This window comes from Streptomyces sp. NBC_00358 (assembly GCF_036099295.1).
GTDB lineage: Bacteria > Actinomycetota > Actinomycetes > Streptomycetales > Streptomycetaceae > Streptomyces.
On the sequence record NZ_CP107976.1, the window covers coordinates 2,150,076 to 2,164,659 of the forward strand.

The window sequence follows — 14,584 nt, forward strand, 5'->3', positions numbered from 1 at the left end:
GCCATGACAGAGCGTCAGACCGCGCAGGCGGAGAAGGTGAAGGACCGGCCGTGGCTCATGCGCACCTACGCCGGCCACTCCACCGCCGAGGCGTCCAACGAGTTGTACCGGCGCAACCTCGCCAAGGGGCAGACGGGGCTCTCCGTGGCCTTCGACCTGCCGACGCAGACGGGCTACGACCCCGACCACATCCTCGCCCGCGGCGAGGTCGGCCGGGTCGGCGTGCCGGTCTCGCACCTCGGTGACATGCGCCGGCTGTTCCAGGACATCCCCCTGGAGCAGATGAACACCTCGATGACCATCAACGCCACCGCCATGTGGCTGCTGGCGCTCTATCAGGTCGTCGCCGAGGAGCAGGGCGCCGACATCACCCAGCTCCAGGGGACGACCCAGAACGACATCGTGAAGGAGTACCTCTCGCGGGGGACGCACGTCTTCCCGCCGGTGCCCTCCCTCCGTCTCACGACGGACATGATCACGTACACGGTCAACCACATCCCCAAGTGGAACCCGATCAACATCTGCAGCTACCACCTGCAGGAGGCGGGCGCCACACCGGTCCAGGAGGTCGCGTACGCGATGTCCACCGCGATCGCCGTCCTGGACGCGGTGTTCGCGTCCGGGCAGATCGCCGAGGACCGCAAGGGCGAGGTCGTGGCCCGCATCTCCTTCTTCGTGAACGCGGGCGTCCGCTTCATCGAGGAGATGTGCAAGATGCGGGCGTTCGGGCGGATCTGGGACAAGATCACGCGCGAGCGGTACGGCATCGAGGACCCCAAGCAGCGGCGCTTCCGGTACGGCGTCCAGGTCAACTCCCTCGGTCTGACCGAGGCGCAGCCGGAGAACAACGTCCAGCGGATCGTGCTGGAGATGCTGGCCGTCACCCTCTCCAAGGACGCCCGCGCCCGCGCTGTCCAACTGCCCGCCTGGAACGAGGCGTTGGGCCTTCCGCGCCCCTGGGACCAGCAGTGGTCGCTGCGCATCCAGCAGGTGCTGGCGCACGAGAGCGACCTGCTGGAGTACGAGGACATCTTCGAGGGCTCGCACGTCATCGAGGCCAAGGTGGCGGCCCTCGTCGAGGAGTCGCTGGCCGAGATCGCGCGGATCGAGGAGATGGGCGGCGCGATGGCCGCCGTCGAGTCCGGCTATCTGAAGTCGCAGCTCGTCTCCTCGCACGCCGAGCGCCGGGCCCGGATCGAGGGCGGCACCGACAAGATCGTCGGCGTCAACATCTTCCAGTCGACCGAGCCGAACCCGCTCACGGCCGACCTGGACGCGGCGATCATGACGGTCGACCCCGCGGTCGAGGCCCGGGTGATCTCCGCGCTGGGAACCTGGCGCGACACGCGCTACCAGCCGCCCTTCAACCACCCGCGCCCGTGCAAGGCGCTGGAGCGGCTGAAGGAGGCCGCGAAGGGAACGGCCAACCTCATGGAGGCCACCCTGGAGTGCGCCCGCGCCGGTGTCACCACCGGCGAGTGGGCCGGGGCCCTGCGCGAGGTGTTCGGCGAGTTCCGCGCCCCGACCGGGGTCTCGTCCGCGCCCGTCGCGGTCACCGCCGAGGAGGGCACCGGGCTCGCCCTGGTGCGCCGCAAGGTGGAGCTGACCGCCAAGGACCTGAACGTCGGCAACCTCCGGTTCCTGGTGGGCAAGCCGGGCCTGGACGGGCACTCCAACGGCGCCGAGCAGATCGCCGTGCGGGCCCGCGACGCCGGGTTCGAGGTGGTCTACCAGGGCATCCGGCTCACCCCGGAGCAGATCGTGGACGCGGCCGTGGCCGAGGACGTGCACGCCGTCGGCCTGTCGATCCTGTCCGGCTCGCACGCCCAGCTCGTGCCGGACGTCCTGGAGAAGATGCGCACGGCCGGCGCGGGCGACATTCCGGTGATCGCGGGCGGGATCATCCCGAACGCCGACGCCGAACAGCTGAGGGCCGCCGGAGTGGCCGCGGTCTTCACACCGAAGGACTTCGACATCACCGGAATCATCGGCCGTATCGTCGACGAGATCCGCAAAGCGAACAAGCTCGACCCCCTGGAGGTCCCCGCATGACCACGCCCGTCAACCGTCTGCGTCCGCGACGTTCCTGCCTGGCGGTGCCGGGCAGCAACCCCCGCTTCCTGGAGAAGGCCCAGGGGCTCCCCGCGGACCAGGTCTTCCTCGACCTGGAGGACGCGTGCGCGCCGCTGGCCAAGCCCGACGCCCGGCACACCATCGTCAAGTTCCTCAACGAAGGTGACTGGACCGGCAAGACGCGGGTCGTGCGCGTCAACGACTGGACCACCGAGTGGACGTACCGCGATGTCGTCACGGTCGTCGAGGGCGCGGGGCAGAACCTCGACTGCATCATGCTGCCGAAGGTCCAGACCGCCCAGCAGGTCGTGGCGCTCGACCTGCTGCTGACGCAGATCGAGAAGACGATGGGCTTCGAGGTCGGCAAGATCGGCATCGAGGCGCAGATCGAGAACGCCCAGGGTCTGAACAACGTCAACGAGATCGCCACCGCCTCGCAGCGCGTGGAGACGATCATCTTCGGCCCGGCCGACTTCATGGCGTCGATCAACATGAAGTCGCTGGTCGTGGGCGAGCAGCCGCCCGGCTACCCGGCGGACGCCTACCACTACATCCTGATGAAGATCCTGATGGCGGCGCGCGCCAACAACCTCCAGGCGATCGACGGCCCCTACCTTCAGATCCGCAACATCGACGGCTACCGCGCGGTCGCCCAGCGCGCCGCCGCGCTCGGCTTCGACGGCAAGTGGGTGCTGCACCCGGGTCAGGTGGAGGCCTCGAACGAGATCTTCTCCCCGTCGCAGGAGGACTTCGACCACGCCGAGCTGATCCTGGACGCGTACGACTACTACACGTCCGAGGCGGGCGGCAAGAAGGGCTCCGCGATGCTCGGCGACGAGATGATCGACGAGGCCAGCCGCAAGATGGCGCTCGTCATCTCGGGCAAGGGCCGGGCCGCCGGCATGCAGCGCACGACCTCGTTCGAAGCCCCGGAGGCCTGAGCACCATGCAGTTCGGACGCACCTACGAAGAGTTCGAGGTCGGGGCGGTCTACAAGCACTGGCCCGGGAAGACGGTCACGGAGTACGACGACCACCTCTTCTGTCTGCTGACCATGAACCACCACCCGCTCCACATGGACAGCAACTATGCGGAGAAGACGACCGATTTCGGCAAGAACGTCGTCGTCGGGAACTACATCTACTCGCTGCTCCTCGGGATGTCCGTGCCGGACGTCTCGGGCAAGGCGATCGCCAACCTGGAGGTCGAGTCGCTGAAGCACGTGGCGCCGACCTTCCACGGCGACACGATCTACGGCGAGACCACCGTCCTCGACAAGACGCCCTCCCGGTCCAAGTCGGACCGCGGGATCGTGTACGTCGAGACCAAGGGCTACAAACAGGACGGCACGCTGGTGTGCGTGTTCCGCCGCAAGGTGATGGTCCCCACCGAGACGTACATCAAGGAGCGCGGCGGCGAGCAGCCCGGCCGGCCCGAACTCACCGCCCCGGCGGAGAAGAAGACGGAGAAGTAGTCATGGCGCGACTCGCCCAGACCGCCGGTCTGACCGACGTCCAGCGGGAGATCCTCTCCACCGTCCGCGACTTCGTGGACAAGGAGATCATCCCGGTCGCGACCGAGCTGGAGCACCGCGACGAGTACCCGCAACAAATCGTCGACGGCCTCAAGGAGCTGGGCCTCTTCGGGCTGATGATCCCCGAGGAGTACGGCGGCCTGGGCGAGTCCCTCCTGACGTACGCGCTGTGCGTCGAGGAGATCGCCCGCGGCTGGATGTCGGTCTCCGGCATCATCAACACCCACTTCATCGTGGCGTACATGCTCAAGCAGCACGGCACGCAGGAGCAGAAGGACCACTTCCTGCCGCGCATGGCGCTCGGTGAGACGCGTGGCGCCTTCTCGATGTCGGAGCCGGCGCTCGGTTCGGATGTGTCGGCGATCACGTCGAAGGCGGTGAAGGACGGCGACGAGTACGTCCTGACCGGCCAGAAGATGTGGCTGACGAACGGTGGATCATCGAATCTGGTGGCCGTTCTCGTCCGGAGTGACGAAGGACACCCCGAGGGCACCGCGCCCCACAAGTCGATGACGACCTTCCTGGTGGAGAAGGAGCCCGGCTTCGGAGAGGTCCGCCCCGGCCTCACGATCCCCGGGAAGATCGACAAGATGGGTTACAAGGGGGTCGACACCACCGAACTCATCATGGACGGACTGCGCATTCCGGCCGATCGGGTCCTCGGAGGCACCACCGGCCGAGGGTTTTACCAAATGATGGACGGAGTCGAGGTCGGCCGGGTCAATGTCGCGGCTCGTGGCTGCGGCGTCGCACAGCGCGCATTTGAGCTCGGCGTCTCCTATGCCCAGCAACGTCACACTTTCGGCAAGGCCATCGCCCAGCACCAGGCGATCCAGTTCAAGCTGGCCGAGATGGCTACCAAGGTCGAGGCCGCCCATGCAATGATGGTGAACGCGGCTCGCAAAAAGGACTCCGGGGAACGAAACGACCTCGAAGCAGGGATGGCGAAGTACCTCGCCTCCGAGTACTGCAAAGAGGTCGTGGAAGATGCTTTCCGGATCCACGGCGGCTACGGCTTCTCCAAGGAGTACGAGATCGAGCGCCTCTACCGTGAGGCGCCGATGCTGCTGATCGGCGAAGGTACCGCCGAGATCCAGAAAATGATCATCGGGCGCCGACTGCTCGAAGAGTATCGACTCCAGGGCTAGATGTCCGGGTTCGGGGTGTTTTCTTCGCGAAGAAGGTCACACCCCGTCAGCTCTCTTCGGCCGTCGACTCCGCAACTTGGCTTGCCCAGTTGCGGTCTGCGACCGGTACGATCGCGTGAAAGCCGCCGTCCCCCGTTCGAGCGCGGCATCATCCGCTACGAAGGTCATCCATGCCCCACAGCCAAACCTCTGCACCTCGCGGCCGGGTCCGCCTCGCGCGCGGAGCATCGCCGTGGCTTCTCCCGACCGTTGCCACCGCAGCACTCAGCCTGGCCCGTTCGCGCCGCTCCGGCGCGGCCAAGGCCGTGGCCGTACCCGTCACCGCGCTCGCGGCCGGGATGCTGTGGTTCTTCCGCGACCCCGAGCGCGAGATCACGCAGGGCCGTGTCATCTCGCCCGCCGACGGTGTGGTGCAGAGCATCATGCCGTGGAAGGACGGGCGCACCCGCGTCGCGATCTTCATGAGCCCGCTCAACGTCCACGTCAACCGCGCGCCGCTCTCCGGCACCGTGACGTCGGTCGAGCACATCCCCGGTGGGTTCGTTCCGGCGTTCAACAAGGAGAGCGAGAACAACGAACGCGTCGTCTGGCACTTCGACACCGAGCTCGGTGACATCGAGATGATCCAGATCGCCGGCGCGGTCGCCCGCCGCATCGTGCCGTACATCCCTCAGGGCACCAAGGTCGAGCAGGGGGACCGGATCGGTCTCATCCGCTTCGGCTCGCGCGTGGACATCTACCTCCCCGAGGGTGTCGAGGTCGACGTGGAGGTCGGTCAGAAGACCGTGGCTGGGGTGACTCGAATTGACCGTGATTGATCCCGAGACACAGGCCGGCTGGGTGCCGGAGGCCGATGAGATGGACGACGAGGAGGAGATGCCCCTCTCGCTCCGCCTCTCGATAGCGGACACGCTCACCCTCGGCAACGCCACCTGTGGCTTCATGGCGGTGTACTTCACCACCACCGGCATCCTGATCCCGCACCTCACGGGCAGCGACGAGTCGGGCATGGCCCGTCACTCCGCCGCCACGGCCGTGATCCTCATGCTGTGTGCCGCGGTCTTCGACCTGTTCGACGGCCTGGTCGCCCGCAAGCTGCGCTCCTCCCCCATGGGCGCCGAGCTGGACAACCTGTCCGACCTGATCAGCTTCGGTCTGGCGCCGGCGTACTTCGTGCTGGTGTACGGCATGGTCGCGGACGACGCGTACCAGAAGGTGGCGGCGGTCGGCGCGATCGTGGTGCTCCTGGCCGTGGTGCTGAGGCTCGCGAGATTCTCCTGCGTCACGGTGAAGGACGGCACGTTCCAGGGCATGCCGAGCCCCTTCGGCGCGCTCACGGTCGTCTCCATCATCCTGCTGGAGCTGCCCTTCGTCGCCACGCTGATGGCGATCATGGGCACCGCCTGGCTGATGGTGAGCCGGGTCGAGTACCCCAAGCCGCGCGGTCGCCTCGCGGTCGCGATGCTCTCCTGGATCGTGCTCTCGATGGCTCTCCTGGCCGCATGGGCGTTCGACGCGCCGGGTGGCCAGCTGCTCCTCCAGACCGGCTGCGCGCTGCAGCTCGTCATGGGCGCGGTGATCCCGCTGTTCGCCACGGCCCGCCGGGTGAACAACTTCCGGGGCAACCGCCGCGAGGCACGAGCCACGCAGCTCCCGTAGCACCCCGTACGACGCCGAAGGGCCCCGAACCACACGGTTCGGGGCCCTTCGCGCGTGGGCGGGGCCATCGGCTCCGCCGAGCACGTCCTTCGCACCGCCGGGCACGCCCTTCGCGTCCCGCGCGGGAACGGGGGCGTCAGAGGGCGGGCGTGTACCCCTGGGCGACGGACGAGGCCTCGGCCCCGCGGACGACCTTCATCCCGCCCACGGCGTTCTTGTCGGGCTGCAGGATGACGCTCTCCTTGGAGGACGCCGCCTTGGGGTCGGTGAAGTCCTGGGGGATGCCGAACCCCGGGTCGAACGCGTCGATGGTCAGCAGGGCCTTGTCGACACCCTCGCGGGTGAGGTCCTTGGCCGCGCAGGCCTTCTTCAGCGCCTCACCGAACGCCGACGCGGCCGTCCAGCCGGCCACCACACCGTTGTCCAGGGAGTCCTTCGGATAGGCGGCCCGGTAGTCCGCGACGAGCTTCTTCGCCTTCGGGGTGTCCGCCCCGATCGGCAGCGAGGGGTTGGCGACGTAGAAGTTGGCCTCCAGGGCCGGGGCCGCCGCGGTCGCGAGGAGCTGCGGGGCGAACGCCGAGTTGTTGCCGATCACCGGCACATCGAACTTGAGGGCCGCCGCGACCCCGACCAGCGAGGCCGCCTGCCGCGGGCCCGCGCTGATCACGACGGCCTTCACCCCGGCCTTCTTCAGCGCGACGACCTGGCCGGTCATGTCGTTGTCGGTCGGCTTGATCTTCTGCTCGACGACCTTGAGCCCCGACTGCTTCGCCATGTACCGGGAGCCGGTCAGGGCGTTCTCGCCGTAGTCCCCCTCGAAGTACACATGGCCGATGCTGTCGCCCTTCTTGAGGCCCTTCTCCTTCATCAGGAAGTCGATCGCGTTGATCGTCTCAAGGTCGTACGTGGAGCCGATGGGCCGGATGTACGGGCTGCCCAGCAGGGTGGCCGACCAGGCCTGCGGGAGGACCAGACCCTTGTCCTGGCCGTCGATGCGCTGCTTGACGGCCGCGACGAACGGTGAGCCGATGAACTGGGTGAAGCCCAGCACCTTCGGGGCCAGCTCGGTGTAGCCCGAGACGGCCTTCTGCGGGTCGTACCCGTGGTCGCGGACCGTCAGCGCCAGCTTGTAGCCGCAGACGCCGCCGGCGGCGTTGGTCTGCTTCACGTAGAGCTGCTGTGCCTGGGTGACGCTCTTGCCGAGCGTCGCGTAGACACCGCTCATGTCGGTGAGCGCTCCGAGACTGATCGTCTTCCCGGAGATCCCCTCGCCGGTCCTCACCCCGTCGGCCGCCTGCTTGTCACCGCCGCCGTCCTTGGCCTTCGAGCTGCATCCGGCCAGCACGAGCAGGGCGGCCAGCGCCCCGGCGGCCAGCCGCGCGGTGTGTGTCGTTCTCATCGTTCCTCCCCTGGAGTGGCCCCGGGACGGGGCTTGACGCGGTGCCGGACGGCCACCCTGACCAGGCCGCCCGGAAGAAAGAGCACCACCGCCACGACGGCGGCGCCGTACAGGTACCGGGCCGCCTCGCCGGGCGCGATCCCGCCCATGCCCGGGTCGGAGACCAGGGGCAGGGTGTCGCTGTAGCGGGTCAGCAGCTGCGGCAGCAGCGAGACGAACGCGGCCCCCACGACCGCCCCGGCGACCGAGCCGAGCCCGCCGATGACGATCATGGCGAGGTAGTCGAGCGAGAGCGTGATCCCGAAGTAGTCGGGCACCGTCCGCTGGAAGACCAGGGCGAGCAGCACCCCGGCGAGGCCCGCGTACATCGAGGACAGGACGAAGACGGCGGCGCGGTAGCGCGCGACGGGCACGCCGATCACCCCGGCCGCGATCCGGTGGTCGCGGATCGCGTTCATCGCCCGGCCGGGGCGGCCTCGCAGCACCCCGCGGGCGAACAGCCCGCAGCCGAGGAGCAGGACCAGACCCACGTACCAGAGCTTCTCGGCCGACCCGAACGGCACGTCCGCGACGACGAGCTCGCGGTCGTCGAAGGTGAGGCCGAAGAGGCTGAGCGGCGGCACGTCGCGGCCGTTGAAGCCGCCCGTCAGATCCCGGGCGTTGAACAGGACGTGCTGCCCGATGAAGATCAGGGCCAGCGTGGCGATGCCGAGGTAGGCGCCCCGCAGGCGTCCCGCGATCGGGCTGAACAGTCCTCCGGCGATCCCGGACACGGCCACGGCGAGTACGGCCGCGAGCCAGGTCGGCAGGCCCAGACCGGTCAGCCCGTCGCCCCCGTCGGCGGCGAACACGCAGTAGCCGTAGGCGCCGACCGCGAGGAAGAAGGCGTGTCCCATGGAGAGCTGGCCGGTCGCGCCGGTGAGGAGGTTGAGACCGACCGCGCCGATCCCGGCGGCCATCGCGAACAGACCGGCCTGGAGCCAGAAGCGGTCGACGTAGAAGGGCAGCGCGAGCAGCAGGACGGCGCCGGCGGCCCCGATCGCGGTCCTCGCGCCGGGCAGCCGGATCGTCCGGTGGCGGGCGGGCCGGGGTGCGCTGCCCGCCTCGTCACGGGTGAGGACCTCAGACACGGGCGAGCTCCTTCGTGCCGAACAGCCCGGCGGGCCGGATGAGCAGGATCGCGACCATCACCACGTAGGGCGCGAGATCGCCGAGGCCGCGTCCGAGGAAGGTGAGGTCGCTCTGGTAGCCGGTGGCCAGGGATTCGGTGACGCCGACGAGGAGTCCGCCGACCAGCGCGCCGGTCGTCGAGTCGAGGCCTCCGAGGATGGCCGCGGGGAACGCCTTGAGCGCGGCCAGCGAGGTGGCGCGTTCGAGACCGGGGGTCGGGAAGACGGTCAGGAACAGCGCGGCGACGGCCGCGAGGCCGCCCGCCACCGCCCAGGCCCCCAGCGACACCCGGCCGAGCCGCACCCCCATCAGGGCGGCCGTCTCCGGACTCTCGGCGGCGGCGCGCATCGCCACGCCCCAGGACGTGTAGCGGAAGGCGAGCAGGAACGCGGTGATGAGCAGGGACGCCGTGACGAACGCCGCGATCCGCGTGTGGGCGACGGAGACCGGCCCGACGGTGAGGACGGCGTTGCCCCAGGGGTCGCCCATCACCAGGACGTCCGTGCCGATACGGCGGGTCAGTTCGGTGGTGAGCAGGATGTCGACGCCGATGGTGACGATGGCGAGGACGCTCTGGTCGGTGCCCCGGTAGCGGCGCATCACCAGGAACTCCACGGCCGCCCCCACCAGTGCGGCGCCCGCGACGCCGGCGAGCAGTGCGGGCCAGAAGCCGATGTCGTCGTGCAGGGTCGCGGTGACATAGCCGCCCGCGAGCAGCAGCGAGGCGTGCGCGAAGTTGACCACCTCGGTGGCCCGGAAGATGACGACGAAGCCAAGGGCGATGAGGGCGTAGACGGAGCCCAACGACAGTCCGTTGAGCAGGAGTTCGGCGAAGGTGCTCATGAGGCGTTCTCCTCTGGGTCGGCGCGCTCGCCCAGATAGGCGCGTACGACCGCCGGATCGTTCTGTACGTCCACGGGGGCGCCGTCGGCGATCCGGCGCCCGAAGTCCAGTACGGTCACCGTGTCGGCGAGCCGCATCACCACCCCCATGTCGTGTTCCACCAGCACGATCGAGATGCCGAGGCTGTCGCGAACTCCCGCGACGACCGCTGCGGTTCGGCGGCGTTCGTCGGCGGTCATGCCCGCGACGGGTTCGTCCAGGAGCAGGACGCGGGGTTCCATGCACAGGGCCCGGGCGAGCTCGGCGAGCTTCTGCTGTCCGTACGGGAGCGAACCGGCGGGCCGGTCGAGCTGTCGCTCCAGACCCACGAACGCGGCGATCTCACGGACGCGTTCGCGGTGCCGCCGGTCCTCGCGGGCCGCCGAGGGCAGCCGCAGCCCGGCGGCGAGGAACCCGGCGCGGGTCAGCCGGTGCCGGCCGAGCAGCAGGCAGTCCTCGACGGTGGCGTGCGGAGGCAGGGCGAGGTTCTGGAAGATGCGGGCCACGCCCAGCCCGGCGATCCGGTGCGGCGGCAGGCCGGTGAGTTCGCGCTCTCCGAGGCGGACGCTTCCGGCGGCGGGCCGGCACACACCGGAGAGCACGTTGAAGCAGGTCGACTTCCCTGCCCCGTTGGGGCCGATGAGGGCGTGCACGGTGCCGGGCCGCACGGTGAAGCTCACCGCGTCGAGCGCGGTCAGCCCGGCGAACCGGACCGTCACGTCCCTGACGTCGAGCGTCGGGACGTCGGAGGGCGCGGTCACCGGGTCGGCCGCGGTGTCCCGGACCTCCCTGCCCGCGTCCTTGCCCGGCACGGGAGTCGGCGCGGGGTCGTCCCCGGCTCTCGCGGCGGCCTCCTGCGCCGCCCCGCTGTCGCGTTCCGCCATGGCGGGTTCACCCCTTCCAACGGGACAGGGACGGCAGGGCACCGCGCGCGGAGGCGCCGTCGGCCGCGGCCTCCTCGTCGACCACGCCGAGATAGCGGCGGCGCACCTCGTCCGAGGCGGCGAGTCGGTCCGCGGGACCGGACAGGGTCACCTCGCCGACCTCCAGGACATAGGCGCTGGACGCGAGTCGCAGGGCGAGGGCCGCGTTCTGTTCCACGAGCAGGACGGAGGTGCCCTGTCCGTTGATCTCCCGCACGGTGTCGGCGATCCGTGCGGCCATCAACGGGGCGAGCCCGAGCGAGGGTTCGTCCAGCAGCAGCACCTTGGGGGCGCCCATCAGCGCCCGGCCGACGGCGAGCATCTGCTGCTCCCCGCCGGACAGCAGCCCCGCCCGCTGCCGGGCGCGGTCGGCGAGGACGGGGAACAGTTCGTGCACGCGCCGCAGGGCACGCGCCCGCTCGACCCGTCCGCCAGCGGCGCCCAGTGCTCCGGCACGCAGGTTGTCCGCGACCGTCATCCGGCTGAACACCCTTCGCCCCTCGGGGACTTGGGACACCCCGGCGGCCACCACCCGGTCCGGCGGCAGCCGGTCGAGCGGCCGTCCGCCCAGCGTGACCGTGCCGCCGGTGACCGCTCCCCCGTGGAAGGAGAGGGTCCGGCAGACGGCCCGCAGGAGCGTCGACTTGCCCGCGCCGTTGCCGCCGAGGACCGTGACGACGGCTCCCTCGGGCACCTCCAACGACACGTGACGCAGCGCGCGTACGGGGCCGTATCCGACCGACAGTTCCCGCACGAGCAGAGCGGAACCGCCCATGGCATCTCCCTTCTCCTGGCTCGGTGTGGCGCTCACCTCAGCACCGGCGGACACCCCCGTCCACGGGCCGCGGCCGATACGCGGCGGGAGCCCACCGGTGGCGCCCGCCCGTTGTGCATGCGCACAACACCGCGTGTCAGGGGCCTGTGCGACCCCCTGTCCCGGTGGCATCCTCCGGCCATGGGAGGGCGCAGACCGCGGACCGGTCATGACTGGAAGCTGCTCGCGGAGTCGTGTACGGCTCTGCTGGAACGGCTGCCCGAGCTCGTCGACGAGCACCTCAGGCAGCTCACCGAGTACTCCCCCGTCTACGGACAGGTGCTGCCGTACGACCAGCAGTGGCGGGAGGCGGAGACCGCGATGCGCATCGGCATCAAGGCGATCTCCGCGCCCAGGGACTCACCGCGCCGCGATCTGGAGCACGCCGAGGAGGCGGGCCGGCGACGGGCCCAGCAGGGGCTGCCGCTCGAACTCCTGGTGCACGCCTACCGTGCCGCGGGCTATCTGGTGTGGGACGCGCTGATGGAGAGCGCGGCGAGCCGGGAGCCCGAGCGGCTCGCGGTGCTCATGCGGTGCGCCACGATGGTGTGGTCGGCCGTGGACGCGCAGGCCGCGACCGCCTCGGAGTCCTACCTCGCCACGGAACGGGAGTTGCGGCGGCGCACCGACGAGCAGTTGCAGGCCCTGCTCGACGCTCTGCTGGAGGGCCAGGAGGCACCGGGGCTCGCGGCGCGGGCGGCTGCCGGACTCGATCTGCCCGAGCACGGACCGTACGCCGTCGTGGTGCTGCGGACGGAACGGCACGACGGCCGGGACGTCTGTGTCCGGCCGATGGTGGGGGCGGGGCTGCGGTTCATCTGGCGGATGCGGGCCGACTGCGAGATCGCGGTGGTGGCCCTGGACGCCGAACAGGGCCTGGACGGGGTGGCCCGGCTGCTGGACGGCCGGCGCTCGGGTCCGGGCGGCATCAGTCCGGTGGTCGCGGGTCTGGGCGAGCTGGGGCGGGCCCGGCGGTGGGCCGAACTGGCGCTGCGCACCTGTCCGCCGGACGCGACCGGTGTCGTACGCCTCGATCAGCGGATGCCGACGGCGCTCGTCGTGAGCCAGCCGGAGCTGGCGGGCCGGCTGGTCTCGGACGTGTTCGGGACGCTGCTGGAGCTCGAACCGGGCGACCGGGCCGTGCTGATCGAGACGCTGGACATGTGGCTGGCCTGCGAGGGCTCCGCGGGGCGGGCGGCCGGACGTCTGTACTGCCACCGGAACACGGTCTTCAACCGCCTGCGCCGCCTGGAACAGCTGACCTCGCGCTCACTGGCCCGCCCCCGCGACCTGATCGAGATGACCTTGGCCCTGGACGCCTACCGGCTGGCGGGGGCGGCCGGTGGAGCGGGACCGGGCCGGTGAGACGACGCGGGGCGCGGCCCGGGTCGCGCCCCCGGACAGCGGGAGCGAGGGATCGCCTCCCCGGCGAGGGCGACGGACCGACGTCTCTCGGTCCGGGCCCCGGACCGAGAGAACGACGGACCCCGCGGACCGGGCGCCCGACAACCGCTCCCGCTCCGGGCTCCGGGCTCCGGGCTCCGGGCTCCGGGCGAGAGAACAAGGAACCACCCGGACCGGGCGACCGACCGGCCGAGAGAACGACGACCACCCCGCACCAGGCCCCTGACCGGGCGACCTGGGTCCGCCCCCGGGCCGGCCCCCGACCGGGGGAGCGAGGGACCCGCGTCCGACCGGGGGACCGCACGGCCTCCCGGGGCTCAGCCCAGGAAGTCCCGCCCGATGTTCTCCGCCACCCGTTCCAGGATCGGTCCGGCGTCGGCGATGCACTTCGCGATGTCGGGCTCGACCTCGGTGAGCGGGTACGCCCGCCGGATGCCGGCCCTGCCGAGCGCCTCGGGCCGGAGCGCGAGCCGGCCGCAGACCGCGACGACCTCCTTGCCCGCGGCCCGGGCGGCCGCCGCGACCCCGGCGGGCGCCTTGCCGTGCAGCGTCTGCTCGTCGAGGGATCCCTCACCGGTGATCACCAGAGTGGCGCGCTCCAGCGCGGGCGCGAAGCCGAGCACGTCGAGCATCACCTCGATGCCGGGCCGGAAACGGGCGCCGAGGACCAGGGCTCCGTAACCGACCCCTCCCGCGGCACCGGCGCCGGGCGCGGTGGCGTACCCGGCGGCCTTCGGCCCGAGCTCCTTCTCCAGGACGGCGGCGAAATGGGCGAGGGCGCTGTCCAGGGCCGCCACGTCGTCGGGACCCGCCCCCTTCTGGGGGCCGTAGACGGCGGGCGCGCCCTTGGGACCCGTCAGCGGGTTGTCCACGTCGCTGGCGAGGACGAGGTCGACCGCGGCGAACCGGTCGTCCAGACCCGACAGGTCGGCGCTCGCGACGTCACCGAGCGCGGCGCCGCCGGGCGCCACCGGCTCACCCTCGTCGTCGAGGAAACGGGCGCCGAGCGCGGACAGCATGCCCGCGCCGCCGTCCGTCGTCGCGCTGCCGCCCACACCGAAGACGATGGTGCGGGCACCGGCGTCGAGCGCGGCGCGCAGCAGTTCACCGGAGCCGTACGTCGAGGACGAGAGCGGTGCGAAGACGCCCTTGGGCAGCCGCTGCAGCCCGCTCGCCTCGGCCATCTCCACGACCGCGGTGTCCCCGCGCAGCGCGAACGCGGCGGTCACCTCGTCGCCCAGCGGTCCGGCGACGCGCACCTCGCGGCGCTCGAAACCGGCCGCGACCGCCGCGTCGACGGTGCCGTCGCCGCCGTCGGCCACGGGCAGCGACTCGACCACCACCTGCGGCGCGACCCGGCGCAGTCCGGCCGTCACCCGCTCGGCGACCTGTACGGCCGTCAGCGATCCCTTGAACTTGTCCGCGGCGATGAGCACACGCGGGGTCCGATTCACTGCAGCGTCCGCCACCTTGCATTCCCCTTGCTTCCGGGCCTTGCACACGTCAAGGCAGTCGCGCCGCTGCGACCTTAACCGGAGGACGCCCCCGCCGTCATGCCCCTGCCCAGCCCTCGGACCG

Annotated in this window: 13 protein-coding genes; 7 read left to right on the forward strand and 6 right to left on the reverse strand. The window is 70.7% G+C overall.

Annotation, left to right across the window (positions count from 1 at the left end; genetic code table 11):
* Window positions 1-3: 3 nt before the first annotated feature.
* The 6 genes from OHT01_RS08940 to pssA all read left to right on the forward strand — a co-directional run bounded on the left by OHT01_RS08940 (window position 4) and on the right by pssA (window position 6,414).
* On the forward strand, window positions 4-2,052 hold the full coding sequence (locus tag OHT01_RS08940; protein ID WP_328552590.1) for a protein meaA: 2,049 nt from the start codon (window positions 4-6) through the stop codon (window positions 2,050-2,052).
* Complete coding sequence (locus tag OHT01_RS08945; protein WP_326784643.1) at window positions 2,049-3,014, forward strand: HpcH/HpaI aldolase/citrate lyase family protein; 966 nt, start codon at window positions 2,049-2,051, stop codon at window positions 3,012-3,014. Before OHT01_RS08940 ends, OHT01_RS08945 begins: the two co-directional genes overlap by 4 nt.
* A 5-nt stretch (window positions 3,015-3,019) precedes the next feature.
* Entirely contained in the window at window positions 3,020-3,547 is a 528-nt protein-coding gene (locus tag OHT01_RS08950) for a MaoC family dehydratase (RefSeq protein ID WP_261705053.1), read from the forward strand.
* Window positions 3,548-3,549: 2 nt separating this feature from the next.
* On the forward strand, window positions 3,550-4,755 hold the full coding sequence (locus tag OHT01_RS08955; protein ID WP_328552591.1) for an acyl-CoA dehydrogenase family protein: 1,206 nt from the start codon (window positions 3,550-3,552) through the stop codon (window positions 4,753-4,755).
* A gap of 170 nt (window positions 4,756-4,925) precedes the next feature.
* The gene (locus OHT01_RS08960; RefSeq protein ID WP_328552592.1) at window positions 4,926-5,573 is read left to right on the forward strand and encodes a phosphatidylserine decarboxylase; all 648 of its coding nucleotides are present in this window, start codon (window positions 4,926-4,928) and stop codon (window positions 5,571-5,573) included.
* 22 nt (window positions 5,574-5,595) lie between these two features.
* Window positions 5,596-6,414: a CDP-diacylglycerol--serine O-phosphatidyltransferase gene (gene pssA / locus OHT01_RS08965; protein ID WP_328558064.1), complete on the forward strand. Its 819-nt coding sequence runs from the start codon at window positions 5,596-5,598 to the stop codon at window positions 6,412-6,414.
* 136 nt (window positions 6,415-6,550) lie between these two features.
* Here the strand turns inward: pssA and OHT01_RS08970 are convergent, their stop codons facing one another.
* The 5 genes from OHT01_RS08970 to OHT01_RS08990 are packed head-to-tail and all read right to left on the reverse strand — an operon-like array spanning window position 6,551 to window position 11,563.
* Window positions 6,551-7,813, reverse strand: a complete 1,263-nt coding sequence (locus OHT01_RS08970; RefSeq protein WP_328552593.1) for an ABC transporter substrate-binding protein — start codon at window positions 7,811-7,813, stop codon at window positions 6,551-6,553.
* Window positions 7,810-8,943 carry a branched-chain amino acid ABC transporter permease gene (locus OHT01_RS08975; protein WP_443043370.1) on the reverse strand — a complete coding sequence of 378 codons (1,134 nt, stop codon included), beginning with the start codon at window positions 8,941-8,943 and terminating at the stop codon, window positions 7,810-7,812. The genes OHT01_RS08970 and OHT01_RS08975 overlap by 4 nt, the downstream gene beginning before the upstream one ends.
* Window positions 8,936-9,826, reverse strand: a complete 891-nt coding sequence (locus tag OHT01_RS08980) for a branched-chain amino acid ABC transporter permease (protein WP_328552594.1) — start codon at window positions 9,824-9,826, stop codon at window positions 8,936-8,938. Before OHT01_RS08980 ends, OHT01_RS08975 begins: the two co-directional genes overlap by 8 nt.
* Complete coding sequence (locus OHT01_RS08985) at window positions 9,823-10,749, reverse strand: ABC transporter ATP-binding protein (protein ID WP_328552595.1); 927 nt, start codon at window positions 10,747-10,749, stop codon at window positions 9,823-9,825. Before OHT01_RS08985 ends, OHT01_RS08980 begins: the two co-directional genes overlap by 4 nt.
* A gap of 7 nt (window positions 10,750-10,756) precedes the next feature.
* Entirely contained in the window at window positions 10,757-11,563 is an 807-nt protein-coding gene (locus OHT01_RS08990) for an ABC transporter ATP-binding protein (protein ID WP_328552596.1), read from the reverse strand.
* Between the two features lie 180 nt (window positions 11,564-11,743).
* Between OHT01_RS08990 and OHT01_RS08995 the strand changes: the two genes are divergently transcribed.
* Complete coding sequence (locus tag OHT01_RS08995) at window positions 11,744-12,967, forward strand: PucR family transcriptional regulator (RefSeq protein WP_328552597.1); 1,224 nt, start codon at window positions 11,744-11,746, stop codon at window positions 12,965-12,967.
* A gap of 356 nt (window positions 12,968-13,323) precedes the next feature.
* On the opposite strand, the gene OHT01_RS09000 is transcribed toward OHT01_RS08995, so the two are convergent.
* Complete coding sequence (locus tag OHT01_RS09000; protein WP_328552598.1) at window positions 13,324-14,460, reverse strand: glycerate kinase; 1,137 nt, start codon at window positions 14,458-14,460, stop codon at window positions 13,324-13,326.
* Window positions 14,461-14,584: the final 124 nt, after the last annotated feature.

Coding starts and splice junctions, on each gene's coding strand:
- OHT01_RS08940 (WP_328552590.1), top strand. CDS start 4: ATGACAGAGCGTCAGACCGCGCAGGCGGAGAAGGTGAAGGACCGGCCG.
- OHT01_RS08945 (WP_326784643.1), top strand. CDS start 2,049: ATGACCACGCCCGTCAACCGTCTGCGTCCGCGACGTTCCTGCCTGGCG.
- OHT01_RS08950 (WP_261705053.1), top strand. CDS start 3,020: ATGCAGTTCGGACGCACCTACGAAGAGTTCGAGGTCGGGGCGGTCTAC.
- OHT01_RS08955 (WP_328552591.1), top strand. CDS start 3,550: ATGGCGCGACTCGCCCAGACCGCCGGTCTGACCGACGTCCAGCGGGAG.
- OHT01_RS08960 (WP_328552592.1), top strand. CDS start 4,926: ATGCCCCACAGCCAAACCTCTGCACCTCGCGGCCGGGTCCGCCTCGCG.
- OHT01_RS08970 (WP_328552593.1), bottom strand. CDS start 7,813: ATGAGAACGACACACACCGCGCGGCTGGCCGCCGGGGCGCTGGCCGCC.
- OHT01_RS08980 (WP_328552594.1), bottom strand. CDS start 9,826: ATGAGCACCTTCGCCGAACTCCTGCTCAACGGACTGTCGTTGGGCTCC.
- OHT01_RS08985 (WP_328552595.1), bottom strand. CDS start 10,749: ATGGCGGAACGCGACAGCGGGGCGGCGCAGGAGGCCGCCGCGAGAGCC.
- OHT01_RS08990 (WP_328552596.1), bottom strand. CDS start 11,563: ATGGGCGGTTCCGCTCTGCTCGTGCGGGAACTGTCGGTCGGATACGGC.
- OHT01_RS08995 (WP_328552597.1), top strand. CDS start 11,744: ATGGGAGGGCGCAGACCGCGGACCGGTCATGACTGGAAGCTGCTCGCG.